The organism is Hoyosella sp. YIM 151337 (genome assembly GCF_026041215.1).
Taxonomy (GTDB): domain Bacteria; phylum Actinomycetota; class Actinomycetes; order Mycobacteriales; family Mycobacteriaceae; genus Hoyosella.
On record NZ_JAPEIQ010000022.1, the window covers coordinates 86,898 to 106,138 of the forward strand.

The 19,241-nt window shown below is 65.0% G+C and carries 18 protein-coding genes; 3 read left to right on the forward strand and 15 right to left on the reverse strand.

The features are described 5' to 3' along the window. Window positions 1–17 precede the first annotated feature (17 nt). Complete coding sequence (locus ONR57_RS11305; protein ID WP_265123471.1) at window positions 18–821, forward strand: metal-dependent transcriptional regulator; 804 nt, start codon at window positions 18–20, stop codon at window positions 819–821. Here ONR57_RS11305 and truB read toward each other — a convergent pair whose 3' ends face one another. The 11 genes from truB to rimP form a co-directional block, all read right to left on the reverse strand. After that, complete coding sequence (gene truB, locus ONR57_RS11310; protein ID WP_265123472.1) at window positions 822–1,721, reverse strand: tRNA pseudouridine(55) synthase TruB; 900 nt, start codon at window positions 1,719–1,721, stop codon at window positions 822–824. Then, on the reverse strand, window positions 1,714–2,406 hold the full coding sequence (locus tag ONR57_RS11315; RefSeq protein WP_265123473.1) for a 4'-phosphopantetheinyl transferase superfamily protein: 693 nt from the start codon (window positions 2,404–2,406) through the stop codon (window positions 1,714–1,716). The genes truB and ONR57_RS11315 overlap by 8 nt, the downstream gene beginning before the upstream one ends. Further along, on the reverse strand, window positions 2,403–3,290 hold the full coding sequence (locus ONR57_RS11320; RefSeq protein WP_265123624.1) for a metallophosphoesterase: 888 nt from the start codon (window positions 3,288–3,290) through the stop codon (window positions 2,403–2,405). Before ONR57_RS11320 ends, ONR57_RS11315 begins: the two co-directional genes overlap by 4 nt. Window positions 3,291–3,387: 97 nt before the next feature. Continuing rightward, entirely contained in the window at window positions 3,388–4,767 is a 1,380-nt protein-coding gene (locus ONR57_RS11325; protein WP_374116434.1) for an MATE family efflux transporter, read from the reverse strand. Next, a complete protein-coding gene (locus tag ONR57_RS11330) occupies window positions 4,730–5,734 on the reverse strand; it encodes a bifunctional oligoribonuclease/PAP phosphatase NrnA (protein ID WP_308198681.1) in 1,005 nt (334 codons plus the stop codon). Before ONR57_RS11330 ends, ONR57_RS11325 begins: the two co-directional genes overlap by 38 nt. Next, complete coding sequence (rbfA, locus tag ONR57_RS11335) at window positions 5,735–6,244, reverse strand: 30S ribosome-binding factor RbfA (protein ID WP_265123474.1); 510 nt, start codon at window positions 6,242–6,244, stop codon at window positions 5,735–5,737. 71 nt (window positions 6,245–6,315) lie between these two features. Beyond that, window positions 6,316–6,606 (reverse strand): DUF503 domain-containing protein, encoded by a 291-nt coding sequence (locus ONR57_RS11340; RefSeq protein WP_265123475.1) that lies wholly within the window; start codon window positions 6,604–6,606, stop codon window positions 6,316–6,318. Window positions 6,607–6,674: 68 nt separating this feature from the next. Then, a complete protein-coding gene (infB, locus tag ONR57_RS11345) occupies window positions 6,675–9,671 on the reverse strand; it encodes a translation initiation factor IF-2 (protein WP_265123476.1) in 2,997 nt (998 codons plus the stop codon). Between the two features lie 185 nt (window positions 9,672–9,856). Next, the gene (locus tag ONR57_RS11350) at window positions 9,857–10,198 is read right to left on the reverse strand and encodes a YlxR family protein (protein WP_308198682.1); all 342 of its coding nucleotides are present in this window, start codon (window positions 10,196–10,198) and stop codon (window positions 9,857–9,859) included. Window positions 10,199–10,302: 104 nt separating this feature from the next. Next, a complete protein-coding gene (gene nusA / locus ONR57_RS11355; protein ID WP_265123478.1) occupies window positions 10,303–11,319 on the reverse strand; it encodes a transcription termination factor NusA in 1,017 nt (338 codons plus the stop codon). Then, window positions 11,316–11,873, reverse strand: a complete 558-nt coding sequence (gene rimP, locus ONR57_RS11360) for a ribosome maturation factor RimP (protein ID WP_265123481.1) — start codon at window positions 11,871–11,873, stop codon at window positions 11,316–11,318. The genes nusA and rimP overlap by 4 nt, the downstream gene beginning before the upstream one ends. 114 nt (window positions 11,874–11,987) lie before the next feature. On the opposite strand from rimP, the gene ONR57_RS23320 reads away from it, so the two are divergent. Next, entirely contained in the window at window positions 11,988–12,980 is a 993-nt protein-coding gene (locus ONR57_RS23320; protein ID WP_265123483.1) for a ferritin-like domain-containing protein, read from the forward strand. A gap of 12 nt (window positions 12,981–12,992) precedes the next feature. Here ONR57_RS23320 and ONR57_RS11370 read toward each other — a convergent pair whose 3' ends face one another. Together ONR57_RS11370 and ONR57_RS11375 are read right to left on the reverse strand one after the other, a co-directional pair. Beyond that, entirely contained in the window at window positions 12,993–13,586 is a 594-nt protein-coding gene (locus ONR57_RS11370) for an O-methyltransferase (RefSeq protein WP_308198683.1), read from the reverse strand. 137 nt (window positions 13,587–13,723) lie between these two features. Continuing rightward, window positions 13,724–15,472: a proline--tRNA ligase gene (locus ONR57_RS11375; RefSeq protein WP_265123484.1), complete on the reverse strand. Its 1,749-nt coding sequence runs from the start codon at window positions 15,470–15,472 to the stop codon at window positions 13,724–13,726. An 80-nt stretch (window positions 15,473–15,552) separates the two neighbouring features. Here ONR57_RS11375 and yaaA point away from each other — a divergent pair, with 80 nt between their 5' ends. Further along, window positions 15,553–16,296 (forward strand): peroxide stress protein YaaA, encoded by a 744-nt coding sequence (gene yaaA, locus ONR57_RS11380; RefSeq protein ID WP_265123485.1) that lies wholly within the window; start codon window positions 15,553–15,555, stop codon window positions 16,294–16,296. 3 nt (window positions 16,297–16,299) lie between these two features. On the opposite strand, the gene ONR57_RS11385 is transcribed toward yaaA, so the two are convergent. Together ONR57_RS11385 and cobA are read right to left on the reverse strand one after the other, a co-directional pair. Next, a complete protein-coding gene (locus ONR57_RS11385) occupies window positions 16,300–17,796 on the reverse strand; it encodes an MFS transporter (RefSeq protein WP_374116436.1) in 1,497 nt (498 codons plus the stop codon). Between the two features lie 185 nt (window positions 17,797–17,981). After that, window positions 17,982–19,199, reverse strand: coding sequence for a uroporphyrinogen-III C-methyltransferase (gene cobA / locus ONR57_RS11390; protein WP_265123486.1), 1,218 nt, complete (start codon window positions 19,197–19,199; stop codon window positions 17,982–17,984). Window positions 19,200–19,241: the final 42 nt, after the last annotated feature.

Genomic DNA, 19,241 nt, shown 5'->3' on the forward strand with positions numbered 1-19,241 from the left:
ACACCCTGGCGGCACGCATGACGTACAGAGTTGGATTGCCTAAGCTCGAAGGCGTGCCCCAAGACAGAACGCGAATCGCCAGATCGGGCTCGCCCGGCCATGCGATCTCCAGTGCCCTGCCCTCACTGACTCCCGTGGCACAGGACTATTTGAAGACAATCTGGTCATTCTGCGAATGGTCGGATGAACGTGTCAGTACCAAGATGCTTGCGGAAAAAATCGGTGTCTCCGCATCCACCGTGTCCGAAGCGATCAAGAAACTCGCCGAACAGGGGCTCGTCGACCACGCCCGATACGGGTCAATTGCGCTGACCGAGAAGGGCAAAGCGGTTGCGCTCTCCATGGTTCGCCGCCACCGGCTGATCGAAACGTATTTGGTGCGGGAACTCGGCTACAGCTGGGATGAGGTCCACGACGAGGCCGAGGTGCTCGAACACGCGGTTTCGGAACGGCTCGTTTCACGCATGGACGCCAAGCTGGGGCACCCGGAGCGCGATCCGCACGGCGATCCGATTCCGACCGCTGACGGCGCACTGCTCGCTCCGGACGCGCGCCCGCTCAGCATGTACCAAAACGGGGAAGGCGGCAGAGTCGCACGCATCTCGGACGACGATCCGCAGATGCTCCGTTACTTCGATTCGGTAGGCATCAGTCTGGACAGCTTCATCGAAATCGTCGAGCGCCGGGACTACGCGGGCACAGTCGCTGTTCGCGTCAATCAGGCAAGTTCGACGCTTGAACTGGGGAGCATCGCAACCGACGCGATCTGGCTCACTGCACCACACCACGACACCACAACCCGTGAGGCGACCGCCTCCTAGTCACAGCAACCCGGCGGGACGGATCACGAAAACGGGACTTGCCCGGCGCCCTTTCTCCTCAAGCAGTGCTATCGCGCGCCCGTCGGGGTCGATCGCGGCATACGGTCCCGTCAAACCCACAGGTTCGAGCCATCGGCCGTTGGTGAGGATTGCTGCTTCCGGCCCCGTCACGTTGCGAACCGGGAACAGCCGTGCGGCAGCCTCATCGAGCGAGAGACTGAGATGCGCAGCCTCAGCGAGACTCTCTAGCGTCACCGCGTCCGCGAGCGTCAACTCCCCCACGCGGGTGCGGCGCAGTCGCGTCAGATGTCCGCCTGTCCCCAGCGCCGATCCGAGATCACGCGCGAGCGCGCGGACATATGTCCCACTTGAGCATTCCACCGACACATCGAGGTCCAGAAACTGGCCTTCGCGCCGTTCGCCCTCGACGGTGAACGAACTGACCGTCACTTCGCGGGCAGCGAGCTGCACCTCGGCGCCGGAACGCACGATTTCGTAGGCGCGTTTGCCCGCCACCTTGATCGCGCTCACCGACGATGGCACCTGGCTGATCGTCCCCGTCAGTGCCTCCAGTGCCGGAGCGTACTCCCGTGCACCGACTTGCGACGCGTCCGACGTCGCGGTGATGTCACCCTCAGCATCGTCGGTCGTGGTCGACGCGCCCAGCCGGATGGTCGCCGCATAGGCCTTCGTTGTGAGACTGAGCAAACCCAGCATCTTCGTCGCACGGTTGACGCCGAGGACGAGCACGCCCGTAGCCATTGGATCGAGGGTTCCGGCATGACCTATCCGCCGGGTGCGGAATATGCGCCGGCATCGGCCAACAACGTCATGGCTCGTCACACCGCCGGGCTTGTCGACGACCACCAGACCGCCCAGGGCGTCCGTGTCCTCACTCACGCGGAACCACAATCGACGCGAGAACGAGTCCCTCACTAATCAGCCACTTGCCATGCAGTTGCGTGACGGGTGTGCCGGAGATAGCGGCCCCGTCGATAAGGATGGTCGCGGTGAAGTCACCTGAAGCACAGCCGGTCTGTGCGTCACTGACACCGAACGTAATGTGCGCGTCCTCGAAGCCGAGCCAGCGCTTCGTAATGGGGAACCACGCTTTGTAGGTGGTCTCTTTCGCGCAGAAAAGCAGCTTGTCTAAGTGCAGACCCGGCCCGTACTCACGCACAGCGGAGGCAAGCCAGTTCCGTTCCTCCGCAAGACTGACGCTCGGCAGCACACCGGAGGGCAACTCGCTGTGCGGTTCCGCATCGATACCCGCGGAACGGACCTCCGAGGTGTACCCGACGACCGCACCGCGATATCCGCTGCAATGCGTCAAGCTGCCGATAACGCCGCCCGGCCACACTGGGGCTCCGCGATCCCCCTTCAGAATCGGGACCCGAGCCGCGCCCGGTACCCCCAGCTGCACCATCGCTCGCCGCGCGAGGTGACGAACGGTGAAAAACTCTCTCTGACGGGTCGGCACCGCTCGAGCCACTGCGGCCCGCTCTGATTCGGGGATGAACGCGCTGTCATGATCGGTGAACGCCTCAGCAGTGACAAGTGGAGCGGCAACGATCTGGTCGATCACAGGGTCTCCTCACGCCGGAAAGTCGCGGGCAGCATCAAGGGCGGAGGCGGGTTCTGCGGTGCTGGCAGAATCTGGCGGAGAAGCGGTTTCGGCATGCCGCGTCGCTTCCACTCCGGTGGATAACCCACAGAAACCTCCTCGAAGCGAACACCATCGTAGAACGTCCGGCGCGGAATATGCAGGTGCCCGTATACCACGCACGCAGCGTTGTACCGTATGTGCCAGTCCGCGGTGAGGTCGGTCCCGCACCAGAGCGCGAACTCTGGGTACATCAGCAGGCGGGTGGCAGCACGCAGCAGTGGCCAGTGGTTGACGAGCACCGTCGGCATATCCCGGGGGATGTCGTCGAGCCGGCGCTGCGTGTACGCGACGCGTGCCGCGCACCACGCGTCACGCGTCAGGTACGGTTCCGGGCTTAGGAGGAACTCGTCGGTCGCCATGACGCCCCGGTCTCGGGCGACGCTGAGCGCAGCGCTGCGGGTGAACGTTCCTTCGGGGCGCCACGTGTAGTCGTAGAGCAGGAACATAGGGGCGATGGTGATCGGTCCACCGTCGCCTTCCCACACTGGAAAAGGGTCTTCCGGGGTGAGGACGCCGAGTTCGCGACACATGCGCACCAGATAGTTGTATCGGGCAACGCCTTTCAGCTGGCTTGGGTCACGGGCGGTCGTCCACAGTTCGTGGTTGCCGGGCACCCAAATCACGTGAGCGAAGCGCTTCCGGATCGTAGCTAGCGCTTGCCGGATGTCGTCGGTGCGCTCTGCGACGTCCCCGGCGACGATAATCCAGTCCGCACTGGTTTCCGGCCTGATCTCGTCCAGCACATGCGTGTTACCGCGATGGCCGACATGGATGTCGCTCACCGCGAAGACCTTCGCCACCAGCTGCCCTCCTCTCGATGACTGCCCCGAGCCTGGGGTGACCCTAACCGGCCTCGTCCGGCCACACACTGTTTGCTTGCGCCACGCGCTGGTGGCGCGATCATGCGGCGCGGCGCTCCGCACCCACAAGCGCCCACTTCGCCGACCGTGTCCGCCAGACGACCGCACCCGCGCGCAGCACTATGAACGCGGCGAGCCCCGACCAGATTCCCGGCAGTCCCCAGCCAGCCAGCAGGGAGAGCCAGATCAGCGGCAGAAAGCCGACCAGTGCAGCGAGCAGCGTTGCGGTCCGCAGAAACGCGGCATCACCGGAGCCGAGCAGCACACCATCAAGGGCAAACACAACACCTGCAATCGGAATCATCAGCACAAAGAACCACCAGATTTCACGCATGTGCCCCAGTACGGCAACGTCAGTGGTGAGGATCCCCGGTATCACCGCCGCGCCACCCGCGAACAGTGCTGCGAGCGCCACCGCGAAACCGATCGACCAGCGCATGATGCGCCACGCGCCTGCTGTCGCGGCGGCGCGCAGCCCAGACCCCAGCAGTGCGCCGATAATGGCTTGAGCGGCGATCGCAAGTGAGTCGAGCGTCAGGGCAACCAGGTTCCACAGATGCAGGACAGCCTGATGAGCACCGACTGCCGCAGCACCGAAGCGGGCAGCGACCGCGGCCGCGGAGAGGAAGCATGCCTGGAAAGCAAGGCTGCGCAGAATGAGATCCCTGCCGAGTACGGCCTGGGCGCGAATCACGCGAGCATCCGGCCGAACTGAGGTCGCCGCTGGCGCCCGGCGGCGTTCACTGGCCAGCGCTGCGACGAAGAACATCGCCGTCACGGATTGTCCGATCACGTTCGCGAGCGCCGAGCCTGGTAAGCCCAATTCGGGGAAACCCGCAAGGCCGTACACGAGTGCGGGGCACAAAACAGCGGATGTGACGAGACCTGCAAGAACGAAACGCAGCGGACGCATAGTGTCGTGGATGCCGCGGAGCCAGCCGTTGCCCGCCATCGCGATCAGAATGAGGGGTGCGCCGAATATCGCGATGTACAGCCACGAGGCAGCGGCCGCAGCGATATCAGAGTCACCGGTGAGCACGCCGAGGACGGGACGCGCGAGCAGGTACGTGAGCGCGACAACAACAGTGCCCGCCACAATCGCAAGCCACGTCGCTTGAATACCTTCCCTGACTGCTGCCGGCCGGTCCCCCGCTCCGTGATGGCGCGCTGCCCGCGCCGTCGTTCCGTACGTGAGAAAGGTGAGCTGTGTGGTCACCTGGGCCAGGATGAGTCCTCCGACTGCGAGCCCCGCGAGCGCCAGCCCACCAAGTCTGCCAACCACCGCGAAGTCGTACAAAAGGTACAACGGTTCAGCAGCGAGTACTGGAAGGGCCGGGAGCGCGAGTCGCATCACCGCGCGCGGCGATGCCTCCAGCGCGGCGCTATCCGAGTTCACGGACGATAGCGGCGACGATCGCATCGGCGGAGTCGTCGGCAGTGAAACCGGCGGACCGGGCATGGCCGCCACCACCGAGCGCTTTCGCGACGCGAGCGACGTCGACAGATTGCTTTGACCGCAGCGAAACCGACCAGCGGCCAGGCCCCAGCTGTTTCAGCACCGCGGCCACCTCGGCCTCCCCGGTGGTTCGCACAATGTCGACGACAGTCTCACGCTCATCTTCAGGGAGGCCGTCCATGTCCTCGACGCGGACAGTCGTGTACACAAGGCCCTGACCGCCAGCGGCGTCAGGCAGCAACTGTGCGTCCCCCAGGACTGCCGAAAGCATCGCTAGCCGGCCGAATGGATGCGTATCGAGAAGGTCCCGCGTGATTACGGGCGCGTTTATGCCGGTGCCGATCAGCCGCGCGGCGAGCAGATGCGCAGCGGGCCCGCACCAGCGGAACGAGCCCGTGTCGGTGACGAGGCCCGCGTACAGGCAATGCGCGACATCTTCGTCGATGGTTTCGCCGAGACAGTCATAAAGCCTGGCGATGAGCATGCTGGTCGAATCCGCCGACGGGTCAATGTAGTTGACGGTGCCGAAGCGTGTGTTCGAACGATGGTGGTCGATAACGATCGACGCGCGAGCAGCGGCCAGCCGGTCGGCGAGGGCGCCAAGCCTGTCCGCACTGCCGCAATCCACGGCGATCACGATGTCCGTGTCCGCGGCTACCTCATCCGGCGAGACGATCATGCTGGAGTGCGGCAGTCCCGCGAACACATCGGGAAGCGTCAGCGGTTCAGCAAACGAAACCTGGACAGGAACGCCCCATCTCGAGAGCGCTATTGCCACCGCGAGGCCACTGCCCAATGTGTCAGCATCCGGGAAAACATGGCACAGAACCGTCGCCGATTCCGCACTGCGAAGCAGTGCGGCGACGTGTTCCAGTTCCTCCTGCCCGTCCGTTATGCACTGGGCATGGCTTCCGACCGCCGCCTCTGCCACTTAAGCCTGCCGTTCTCCACCGGCGCCATCGCCTGGTGAGTCGTCACCATACTCTTCTGCTTCGTCATCCCCGGAGCCGTCTTCAAGCGTCTTGTAGGGATCGGGATCGCCGGCGTAAGTGGCGTTCTCCCGGACGCGGGCGAGTTCCGCGTCCGCGGCACGCGCCTTCGCGAGCAGGTCCTCCATGTGCCGCGCGGCATCCGGGATCGAGTCGAGTTCGAAGGCGAGAGACGGGGTGAAGCGCACACCCGTTCCCGCACCTACTCGGGTCCGGAGCTGCCCGCGTGCTCGCTCAAGCGCTATTGCTGCGCCTTCAAGGTCAGGTTCAGCGTCGATACGCGGACCGCGCACCGTGTAGTACACCGTCGCCTCGCGCAAATCGTTCGTCACTCGCGCATCAGTGATGGTGACGAACTCTAAACGTGGATCTTTGACTTCGTGCTCGATAGCGGTGGCGACGATGGCCATAATCCGCTTCGCGAGACGGCGCGCACGGGCTGGGTCAGCCATGGCGTCCATCCTTCCTTGCTTCATCGGGACCTGACGCGCCACTGCTGGTGAGCATCGGCGCGAGATGTGGTTCAGTCCTCCGGTCCGAGGATACGACGACGGACCGACAACAGTTCAAGTTCGGGTTTGCCTGCAACGTGACGCTCGCAACGGTTCAGCACTTCGTGTACATGGCCGATTTCGCCGCTCACCGCAGCGACCCCGAACAGCGCACGGCGCAGCCGGTCGGCATCGCCGACCTCGCTCACCGCTACGCCAAACTTCTTCAGCTCGGCGACAATGGGTTTGACGTAAGAGCGCTTCTCTTTGAGGGATCGGATGTCGCCGAAAAGCACATCGATCTCCAATGCACCGACGTACATATGTCCCCTATCACACTCTCCGTGAGGTGCGAGAGGGGGCGCCAGCGGCGCCCCCTCAACGGTGTGCATCAATCGCGCGGCTTCTCCCGCATCTCGTAGACCTCGATGACATCGTCGACTTTGATGTCCGCGTAGGAAACGGTAAGACCGCACTCGAAGCCCTCACGGACTTCAGTGACATCGTCCTTCTCCCGGCGCAGCGTCTGGACGGTCATCGACTCGGTAACCACCGCGTTGTCACGCAGCAAACGCGCCTTGGCATTGCGGCGCACGATGCCCGACTGGACCATACAGCCCGCGATGAGACCAACCTTCGAGGACTTGAAGATCGCCCGGATCTCTGCGCGGCCGAGCTCGACTTCCTCGTAGACCGGCTTGAGCATGCCCTTGAGGGCCTTCTCGATCTCGTCGATCGCCTGGTAGATAACCGAGTAGTACCGGATCTCCACGCCTTCGCGGTTGGCGAGTTCGGTCGCTTTGCCTTCCGCGCGAACGTTGAACCCGATGATGATCGCGTTCGACGCCGAAGCGAGGTTCACGTTCGTTTCGGTCACACCACCGACACCACGGTCAATCACCCGCAGTTCGACTTCGTCACCGACATCGATGCCCAGCAGCGCCTCTTCCAGCGCCTCCACTGTTCCCGAGTTGTCGCCCTTGAGGATGAGGTTGAGCTGGTGGGTCTCTTTCAGAGCCGAGTCGAGATCTTCCAGGCTGATCCGCTTGCGGGTCTTCGCTGCGAGCGCATTGCGTTTACGCGCGTTGCGCCGGTCCGCGATCTGACGTGCGATCCGGTCTTCGTCAACAACCAGCAAGTTGTCACCAGCACCAGGCACCGAGGTGAACCCGATGACCTGGACGGGCCGCGACGGCAGTGCCTCATCGACATCGTGCCCGTTCTCATCGAGCATCCGGCGCACACGGCCATACGCGTCCCCAGCGACGATCGAGTCGCCGACGCGGAGGGTACCGCGCTGAATGAGCACAGTTGCCACGGGGCCGCGGCCCCGGTCGAGGTGTGCCTCGATAGCGACACCCTGCGCAGGCATGTCGGGATTCGCGCGGAGGTCCAGCGTCGCGTCCGCGGTCAACAGGACGGCCTCAAGCAACGATTCGATGTTGATGCCCTGCTTCGCAGAGATCTCAACGAACATCGTCTCGCCGCCGTACTCCTCAGCCACCAGATTGTATTCGGTCAGCTGCTGACGAATCTTGTCCGGATTGGCACCTTCGACGTCAATCTTGTTGACTGCCACGACAATCGGCACGTCCGCTGCTTGCGCGTGGTTAATGGCCTCGACAGTCTGGGGCATCACGCCATCGTCCGCAGCGACGACCAGAATCGCGATGTCGGTCGCCTTCGCACCACGGGCACGCATCGCGGTAAACGCTTCGTGACCAGGGGTATCGATGAAGGTGATGAGTCGTTCAACACCCTCGAGCTCGGTCGGCACCTGATACGCACCGATGTGCTGGGTGATGCCGCCGGCCTCGCCCTCCCGGACGTTCGTCTTGCGAATCGTGTCCAGCAACCGCGTCTTACCGTGGTCGACGTGACCCATGACGGTGACCACCGGTGGACGCTGCTCGAGGTCTTCCTCCTCGCCTTCGTCCTCGCCGTAGGAGAGGTCGAACGACTCGAGGAGTTCACGGTCCTCGTCTTCCGGGCTGACGACCTGAACGTTGTAGTTCATTTCGCTGCCGAGCAGCTCGAGGATCTCGTCGCTCACTGACTGCGTGGCAGTCACCATCTCACCGAGGTGGAAGAGCGCCTGAACCAGTGCTGACGGGTTCGCGTCGATCTTCTCGGCGAAGTCGGCGAGCGATGCGCCACGCGCCAGGCGAATGGTCTCGCCGCCGCCGCGCGGCAGGCGAACACCGCCAACCGAAGGGGCCTGCATCGAATCGTATTCTTGGCGCTTCTGGCGCTTCGACTTACGGCCCTTACGGGGAGCTCCGCCTGGACGCCCGAACGCGCCAGCAGCGCCGCCGCGACCGCGGCCACCACCGCCGGGGCGTCCCCGGAAGCCACCACCGGGAGCGCCGCCTGGAGCACCACCGGGTGCACCACCCGGTGCTCCAGCTGGTGCGCCGCCGCCACGGAAACCGCCGCGGCCACCGCCACCGCCACTGCCGCCGCCCGGACGTCCGGGACGGGCCCCGCCGCCCGGCCCGCCACCGGGGCGCGGCGCACGGGAAGGCATCTGGCCCGGCGTCGGGCGGGGTGGCATCGATCCTGGGCTTGGGCGTGAAGACATCTGGCCGGGCGACGGACGCGGTCCGCCCTGTCCGGCCGGTGCACGGCCAGTTCCGGCGCCACCGCCCTGGCGGGGACCGCCGGGCGCAGGACGGGAACCTGGACGCGGCGGCATCTGGCCGGGCGTGGGCCGTGGGCCGCCCTGTCCGGGCGCGGGCCGAGGGGCACCGTGAGCACCGCCACCTGGGCGCTCAGTGCCTGGCGCAGGCCGGCCAGGCCGGGGTGCCGGACGCGGAGCTGGTGCCTCACTTGGTGCACTGAATGGATTGTTGCCGACGCGGGGCGACCGCTGACCGCCAGGCTTCGGCGCTGCTGGACGCGGCGCGTCAGCTGCGGGAGCGGCTGGGGTACCGGCATCAGCGCTCGCGGCTGGCGCGACGGGGCCCGGTGCTGCCGGACGGCGCTGAGCTGGCCGGGGAGCTCCCGGCTTCGGTGCGGGTCGATCTGCTGCGGGCTTGGCTGTTTCTGCCGCCTCCGGGGCAGGTCGCGGCGCGGCCGGCCGGGGCGAGGGTGGCGCTGCGGGAGCGCTGGGCGCGTCGCCGGGCCGTGGCCCAGGCCGGGCAGACGGCGCAGCCGGCTTTGCAGCGCGGCTTGGCGCAGCAGATGGTGCGCCGCTGTCTTTCGCGGCACCGCCCGTTGAGTACGCTTCACGCAACCGGCGCGCTACTGGGGCTTCGACGGTTGACGACGCGGACTTGACGAATTCGCCTTGCTCTTTAAGTTTGGCCAGAAGTTCTTTGCTTGTGACCGTTCGTCCTGATGTGCTGAGCTCTTTTGCAAGCTCGTGCACGCGGATCTTGCCTGGCACTGCTCTCCTCACTAGTGAGGTCGAGCGGCGTCAGGCCCGCACGACCTCGGGTTATCGCGGATGGATGCTCATCGCGGGTACTTCATGGTCTGCTCATAAGTGCTCGTGCCTACCCTTCTCGCAGGTCATGCTTACAGTGGTTTCGCGCGACAGCCCGGCTGCACTGATAGCCCAGACAGCCTAACTCATGCGCACCCCGTGGGCATTCCCGCTCGTGCCTTATCGCCACCAGCCGAGACGATGCTAGCTACCGCACTCGCATCTACCTCACCCGACACCCGCAGTGCCCTCGCGAACGCTCGCCGTTTCTCTGCTTGAGCCAAACAGGCTGGATCACGGTGCAGCCACGCACCCCGGCCCGGCATCCGCCGGCGCGGATCGGGAAGGAGAGTGATGCGCGACGAATCGCTCTGCTGCGCCACGACCCTTAGCAGATCAGCGGCTAACGCTCGGCGCCGACACCCCACACAAGTCCGGACCGGCGCAGCCGGCTGCGGATTCGATTTGGAAATCGAGCGGAAACTCACGTTGAACCACCAAACACTCTACCGCGAATTCACACCTGGCGTTAACTGGCCTGGTCGCGGCGCGCCAGGGAAACTCTGAACTGCGATGGCGTGCCGCGTCCCGGTTACCGCTGCGCCCCCGCTGAGGTCGAGGAATCGCTCGCGTCGCTGCGAATATCGATTCGCCACCCGGTAAGCCGTGCCGCGAGTCGCGCGTTCTGGCCTTCCTTGCCAATAGCGAGCGAAAGCTGAAAGTCCGGAACGACTACCCGGGCCGCGCGAGCCGCAAGATCGACGATTGACACCGATACCACGCGCGACGGCGACAGCGCATTCGCCACAAACTTGGCCGGGTCCTCGTCGTAATCAATGATGTCGATCTTCTCACCCGCAAGCTCACTCATCACGTTGCGGACGCGCTGTCCCATCGGCCCAATACACGCCCCCTTCGCATTGAGCCCCGAAACATGGGAGCGAACTGCGATCTTCGACCGGTGACCGGCCTCCCGAGCCACCGCCACTATCTCCACCGAACCGTCCGCGATCTCCGGCACCTCAAGAGCGAAAAGCTTGCGTACCAGGTTGGGATGGGTGCGAGACAGCGTGATTTGCGTGCCCCGCGGCGTCCGCGAAACCCCCACCACATAGCACTTGAGGCGGTCGCCGTGCTCGTAGCTTTCGCCCGGCACCTGCTCGGCAGAGGGAATCACCCCTTCGGTGGTGCTCACTTCGCTTCCGATTCGCACCACCACGAGACCGCGTGCGTTAGCGCGCGCGTCGCGCTGCACAACACCGCCCACAATTTCGCCCTCATGCGTGGCAACCTCGCCGTAGGTACGGTCATTTTCAGCGTCCCGCAAGCGCTGCAAGATGACCTGGCGAGCCGTGGTCGCCGCGATCCGCCCGAAACCCTCTGGAGTGTCATCCCACTCGGCGACCAGGTTGCCATCGTCGTCAAATTCGCATGCGACCACAGTGACGACACCGGTTTTTCGGTCGATGTCGATGCGCGCGTGCGGCTGGTGCCCTGCAGTGTGCCGATAGGCCGTCAGCAGCGCCGACTGGATTGCCTCGATCACTGTGTCAACAGGGATGCCCTTGTCGTCCTCGATCGCGCGCAGAGCCGAGATATCAATGTTCACTTGTACTGCTCCTTATGTCCGCCGCCAGCCCCGCCTGCGTCCCGCGTCCCGCGCGCGAGAGCGACTTCCCTGGGATCTGGCTCCGAGAACTCTACCTGCACCACGGCTTTCGCAATGTCCGCCAGCGGGATCTGCTTGACTTCCGGGCCGGGTTTACCAGGCACAACAACCTCAACGGCGTGCGGATCAGCGTCAGGAATGAGAGCACCGACACGTCCGCGCATCGCCTCGCCGCCGACTGTCATCAACACCTTCCGGCCCCTGGCACGCCGCCAGTGGCGCGGTGCGGTCAGCGGCCGATCGACGCCCGGCGACGTCACCTCCAGAACGTACGGGGCCTGGCCGAACGTGTTCGCCGAGTCCAGCACTTCGGAGAGCTCGTGGCTGAGAGTCGCAAGCGCATCAATATCCGGCGCCGGGTCCGCGTCCACAACCACCGCGATCAGGCTTCGCTTCCCAGCCGGAGCGACTCGCACCTCTTCAAGATCGAACCCGCGCCGCTCCACGTATGGCGCCACGATTCCGGCCAGGTCTTCCCGGGACGGCACTGGCATGAATGCACCCTTCGCGTCTGTTTTCGTGTTCCTTGTGTTCGCTATGTCACTAACAGCGACCCGTCGTACCGTTGGTGAACAAGCTTAACGTGCCACTGATGGCAGGATGATCGTGTGCGTGTCCCGAATCAATCCCCCGCCGTCTCTCGGCGCCGGGTTTTCCAGCTCGCGGCGCTGACCGCCCTGAGCACAGCGCTGCCAGGAATATCGGGATGCACGGTGGCCAGGACCGAGGAGTCCACTCCGGACCCACTGATCAAGCTTCGCGACCTCGCCGCGCGTGACGCGCAAAGCGCGCTCGCGGCGATTCCGGGACACCCGGAAGACGCTGCGCTGCTTACTGCCATCGCAGCTCAGCGCGGCGCGCATGCGCGTGCCCTCGACGCGGAAGTTCAGCGAGTAGCCGGCCCCGACGCAACGGCGACGGCCGAAGAACCGGCTGCAGACACCAGCGACCCTCGCGGCACGCTACAGCCAGCCCCGGTGAGCGTCACCGTTCTGGCATCCGAACTCAGCGAAAGCGCAGAAGCGAGCGCCAGCGCCACTGCCGTCCTGTCCGGCTACCGCGCCGGACTCCTCGCCGCAATCAGCGCGAATTGCGCCACCCACGTCGCGCTCCTCACCGAGACTCCACCGCCGCCGGTTCGCGCACCGGCCGGCGCCGCCGAAACCAGCGACGCAGACGTCGCCGCGCTGGCCGCAGCACTTGAACGCGAGCACGCCGCCATCTTCAGCTACGGCGTTACCACCGCCTTCAGCCTGCCTGAACGCCGCGCGTTCGCCGCGGCTGGAGCGGAGGAGCACCGTTTCCGTCGCGACCTGCTAATCACGCTTCTCACCGCGGCGGGCGGCCCGGCGCCAGTCGCCGCTGCGGCATACACGCTGCCGCTCACTGTCGATTCGCCAGCCACTGCAGCTGAGCTCGCCCTGGTTGCGGAGGGCGAATGCTCGGCAGCATGGAGGTCAGTCGCTGAACGCGCCGAGTCGCCAGCACTGCGTGAACTCGCGGTAGCCGCGCTCGCTGAGTGCACGCTCCGAATCGCCGGGTGGCGCGACGTGTTGAGCATTACGCCACGTGTCGACGTGTTCCCGGGTCAGCCCGACTGAGCCGGACATCGGTTATTCGGTGACCACCGCAAGCGCGAACCCGTCCCACCCTTTAGACCCGACAGTTTGCAGCGCTGTCGCCTGCAGCCGCGGATGCGCTCCAATCGCTTCCAGTCCGCTCCGCACCCCGCGCGCAGCGTCATCCTGGGGATCGAGGATCGCGCCGTGCCACACGGCGTTGTCCAGGACAATTACCGTGCCCGGCCGGGCCAGCGTGACCGCCGCGTCAACGTATACGCCGATGTTCTCCTTGTCCGCATCGATGAACACGAGGTCGAAGGGTTCAACTCCCGATTCCGTCAACTCTGCGAGGAGTTCACTCGCGGGGCCGACACACACTTCGACCCGATTCGCTACACCCGCTGCGGCAATGCTCTCGCGTGCCACTTCCGCGTGCCTTGGATCGAGTTCGAGTGAAACCACCTTCCCGCCCGCTTCGATGCCGCGCGCCAGCCAGATCGTGCTGTAGCCACCGAGAGTTCCGATTTCGAGAACCCGGCGCGCGCCCTTGAGCTGAGCGAGCAATTGCAGGAATTTGCCGTGATTCGGCATCACCTCGATCCTGGGGAGACCCGCCGCATCAGCTCGCTCGATGACGCCCCGCATGTCGGCACCCCGGCACGAGCGTGGCGGTAAGAAACTCCTCGACTGCGTCGAACTCCGCTGGCGTGCCCGGGGGATGATCGTTTCTGGCCATATACCGATCATGCCCCGAATCGGCGGTGGGCGGTGGGCTCTCTGGCTCAGCGGCTCTGCGTCAGCGCAGACACCACGTCGTCTGCCGACACTTCGCGGCTCTCGCCGGCGTTTCGGTCCCGCAACTCGACCACACCGTTCGCCCATCCTCGGCCGACGACTGCGATGCGGGGAATACCGAGCAGTTCGGCGTCTTTGAACTTCACGCCCGGTGAGGCTTTGCGGTCATCCAGGATTACGCGCAACCCCGCCGAATCGAGTTCGGCAGCGATTTTCTCAGCGCCCTCCCACGCCGCGGCGTCTTTGTTCGCGATCACAACGTGCACGTCCGCAGGCGCCGCTTCCCGTGGCCACCGAAGACCTTTGTCGTCATGCATTTGCTCAGCTAGCACCGCGACGAGGCGAGACACGCCGATGCCGTACGACCCCATGGTGACCCTTGCGGGTTTCCCGTTCTCGTCGAGGACATCGAGATCGAACGCGTTGGTGTACTTACGCCCGAGCTGGAAGATATGGCCGATCTCAATTCCGCGCGCCGACACGAGCTCGCCCTTGCCATCCGGGGATGGATCACCGTCGCGGACCTCTGCGGCCTCGATCGTGCCGTCAGCGGTGAAATCACGCCCCATGACGAGATCGACGATGTGTTTGCCGTGCTCGTCCGCGCCCGTGATCCAGCGCGTGCCTGTCACGATGCGCGGGTCGACGAGATACCGCACCTTGTTCGCGATCAGAGCCCTCGGCCCGATGTACCCCTTTACCAAGAAGGGGTAGGCGGCGAAATCATCGAGGACCTCGAATTCTGCCGGTGCGATCGCAGCCTCGAGTCGTTTCTCGTCAACCGCGCGGTCACCCGGGACACCGATCGCGAGCAACTCCCACTTACCGCCCGGCTCCCGCACGCGCACCATGACGTTCTTCAGCGTATCGGCGGCAGTGGCGGCACGACCGAGCCGCTCCGTCACCTCGGGCTGGCCGTTAGCCCACTCAACGAGCGTGGCGATAGTCGGCGTGCCGGGCGTATCGAATACCTTCGCCGCCGGAACATCGCCAAAAGGCTGCGCCGATGGTGGCGGTGTGGTGACGGCTTCCACGTTGGCCGCGTAGCCGGATTCCAAACAGCGCACAAAAGTGTCTTCGCCCACTGGACTCTCCGCGAGAAACTCCTCGGAAGCGCTCCCGCCCATCGCACCTGACGTTGCCGCGACGATAACGTACTTCAGCCCGAGCCGGTCGAAGATCCGCTGGTAGGCGGCGCGATGCCGCGCATAGGACTCAGCGAGGCCCGCATCGGTCACATCGAACGAGTACGAATCCTTCATCACGAATTCCCGGCCGCGAAGGATGCCGGCGCGGGGACGTTCTTCGTCGCGGTACTTCGTCTGGATCTGGTAGAGGATGACAGGCAAATCCTTGTACGACGAGTACTCCCCTTTGACCGTGAGAGCGAAAATCTCTTCGTGCGTCGGGCCGAGCAGATAATCGGTCTTTTTCCGGTCCTTGAGCCTAAACAGTGCGTCACCGTACTCGGTCCACCGGTTCGTCGCCTCATACGGCTCGCGCGGCAGCAGTGCGGGCAGCGAGATTTCCTGCCCGCCCATCGCGTCCATTTCCTCACGCACCACACGCTCGACTTCGCGCAGCACGCGCAAGCCAAGCGGGAGCCACGAATACACACCCGGCGCGACGCGCCGGATATACCCGGCGCGTACGAGCAACTTGTGACTTGGCACCTCGGCGTCGGCAGGGTCGTCGCGGAGCGTGCGGAGGAACAGCTGAGACAAACGGGTGATCACGGGGAGCAAGACTATCGTGTTTGCCCGTTGAAACACGACTGGCCACGACTGCAGCGCAAAGAACGCTAAGCTGGTTCGCCGTGCTGATCCTGCTGCCTCCCTCCGAAACCAAAGCAACTGGTGGTGATGGTCCACCCCTTCGGCTCGACCATCTGTTCCTGCCGTCCCTTACGAGAGTGCGTGAGATGGTGCTCGACGCGCTGATGTCAGTGTCCGCATCGCCCCAGGCTGCGGCTGCCGCTCTCAAGCTAGGCCCGAAGCAGCTCGGCGAGGCGGAACGCAACGTCGTTCTGCGCACTGCCCCCACCATGCCCGCGCTAGACCGCTACACCGGCGTGTTGTATGACGCGCTCGACGCGGGAGCTATGACGCTCTCCCAGCGCGGACGCGCGGACGAGCGCATCGCAATCGGCTCAGCACTGTTTGGGGTTGTTGGTGCCGACGACCTCATCCCCTGCTATCGCCTGTCAGCGGGGTCGAAGCTACCTGGGCTCGGATCTCTGCGCTCGATGTGGCGACCGCTTCTCAGCGACGCGCTGCACGGCGCGGATTCCGGACTTGTCGTTGATCTGCGCTCAGGCGGGTACTCCGCACTCGGCCCAGTCGACGGAGCGATCACAGCCACCGTCCTGACCGAGCAAGCCGATGGTACGCGCAAGGTTGTCAGTCACTTCAACAAACATCACAAGGGCTTGCTCGCCCGCGCGCTCGCGACTACCCGCGCAGAACCGCAGAACCTCACAGCGGTGGCTCGGGTCGCGTCACGCGCCGGGCTCAAAGTGGAAATCGCTAGCGACCGGGAACTGCTCATCCTCACGGGGTGAGGCTTAGGCGGCTGCGTCGTTGTGTGCGGAATCTTGCGCGACGCGTCCTTGCGCCACTTGCGCCGGCGTAAAGCGCATCCAGACCGCGACAATGACGGCAAGCAACACGGCAAGCATCGCGGCAACGAACAGCGCGAACATGTATCCCTGTCCGAGGGCCTGCAGCTCGGCGCTGTTCATCGCACTCGCGGGGCCTGTCGACCCACCCAGTGACAGCGTGCGTGCTGTCGCCAGCGCGCCCACCGCACCGAGGCCGAGCGCACCGCCAAGCGTTTGCGCCACAAGTGCAATCGCGGTGAGCGGGCCGATTTCGCTTGATCGCACGCCCGCAACCGCGCAAAGCGTCAGTGGGACGACGCTCATGCCGATGCCGGACCCGACGACGAGAATCGGGATAAACAGATCCGGGAAGTACGTGGACGATTCCGTCATCGTCGAGGCATAGCCGAGGCCGGCGGCGACGAGCAGACCGCCCGTTGCGATGAGCCAGCGGGGCTGATAGCGCACGGCAAGTTTCGACGCGATCTGCGCACTGATCCCCAGCGCAAACGCGAACGGCACAAAAGACAGCCCTGCCTGCAGCGGGCTGAACAGAAGCACATCTTGCACGAACAGCGCAATGAACACAGCCATGCACATCGTGATCGCACCGGCAATCATGATCGCGGCAAAGGTCGCCACCCGGTCACGGTTGCGGAACAAGATGAACGGGAGCAGCGGATTCTTGGCATTTCGTTCCGCAAACAAGAACGCGACGAGCAACACGGCACCCAGTGCGAGAGCCACAGTGACCGCGACGGAATCCCAGCCCGACTCGGCGCCGTGCTGCAGTCCGTACACCACTGCCGTGCAGCCCGCCGTCGCCAGAATCGCGCCCGGCACATCGAGGCTGCGCCGCGGCCCCTGTGATTCCGGCAGCGCGGTCCGCGCCTTGTACACAATGAGCAGGCCAACCGGGATATTGACAAGGAAGATCCAGCGCCAGGAGATCTCAGTAAGCGCCCCGCCGAGCAGCAATCCTGATACCGACCCCAGACCGGTCATCATGGCGAAAATCGCGAACGCCTGGTTGCGGACCGGCCCGGGCGCGAATGACGTTGCCACGAGTGCGAAAGCCGTCGGTGAGGCGACTGCTGCGCCAGCGCCTTGCAGAACACGAGCGGCGATCAGCGTGAGGTCAGTCGTCGCGAGGCCGGCGATGAGCGAGGCGAATGTGAAGACCGCGACGCCGAAGATGAACATCCGTTTGCGGCCGAAGGTGTCGCCGAGGCGGCCGCCGAGGAGCATCAGGCCGCCGAAGGCCAGGGCATAGCTCGTTACTACCCAGGTACGGCCACTGTCCGAAAGCCCGAGGTCGTCCTGAAGCCGGGCGAGTGCGAGATTCACGACAGTGCCATCGAGGACAACCATCAGCTGCAATGCGCTGAGCACGATGATTGCCCAGCCCAAGACTTGAGTCGCAGCAGCCTTCTGAACCACTAGGTCACTGCCTCCGCCCACGCTGGCCTCCGCCGGATCAGTCCCCAGAGTAGCCGAACCCGAAGGCCCGGAGCGATCCGCGGGACCCGACCCATCACGCCCGTCATGCCGATACTTCGCTTCGGTGGAAGCATCCACGCTTCGGGCTCCTTCGTGTTGGTAAACGGCTTCTCCTTGACCAATCGTTCATTGAACCGTAATTCGTTTCAGTTTTCGGGTGCGAGGCCCGCCACAGGACCGATCACCGTGATCGCGGGCGGCCGTATATCCGCGTGTTTGACCGCATCGGCGACACGATCAAGCACCGTTCGCACAACTCGCTGGCCGCGGGTCGTGCCCTCCTGCACAACAGTTACCGGGGTGTCCTGGGCACGCCCCCCTGCCATCAGGGCGGCCGCGAACTGCTCGATACGCTCCACCCCCATCAGGAGCACGATGGTGCCTTTCAGCCGTCCGAGAGCGTCCCAGTCCGTCAGCGATTGGGGATGGCCCGGCGGGACGTGGCCGCTGACGACGATGAACTCATGTGAAACCCCGCGGTGCGTCACCGGCACACCAGCAGCGGCGGGCACCGCGATGGCGCTGGTGACCCCCGGCACTACGGTGACGGGGATCCCTGCTTCGGCGCAGGCGAGAAGCTCTTCGAAGCCGCGGCCGAACACATAGGGGTCTCCACCCTTCAGGCGCACCACGAACTTCCCCGCTTGTGCCCGGGAAATGAGTGTTTCGTTGATCGCTTCCTGCGCCATCGCCCGCCCGTACGGGATCTTTGACGCGTCAATTACCTCGACGTGCGGCCCGAGCTCAGCGAGGAGTTCTGGGGGTGCGAGTCGGTCAGCGACTACAACGTCTGCGTGCGCGAGCAGCCTGCGGCCCCGCACCGTGATGAGGTCAGGATCCCCCGGTCCGCCGCCCACCAGCGCGACCCCGATCGGACGCTGGTCCGGGTCGTCGTCGCGGACCGCCCCCGACTGCAGGGCTTCGAGAATCGCCGAGCGCACGTTCGCGGACCGCCGGTGGTCACCGCCCGCGACGACACCGACGGTGAGCCCTTCGTATGTTGTGGAGGCAGGTGTGACAGCCGTGCCGTCGCGCGCGCTGTCCGCACGGACGCAGAAGATTCTGTTGCGGTCCGCCTCCGCGACGACTGCGGCGTTGACTTCCGGGTCGTTCGTACAGGCAATCGCGTACCACGCATCCGAAAGGTCACCCGGTTCGTACGCGCGCATTGTCAGCTTCAGGTGACCTGCCGTCGCCATGCCTTCAACTGCTGCGGTCGCCTGCGGCGTGATGACCTCGACGTGGGCCCCAGCTGACACGAGCAACGGCACCCGGCGCTGGGCGACGGAGCCACCACCTACGACAACGACCCGCCGACCGGCGAGCCCAAGGCCCGCTAGATACACAGGATTGTCTCCGGTCATGCGTGCGCTCCTTCAATGTCCGCCCCACTGGCCGCCTATAGA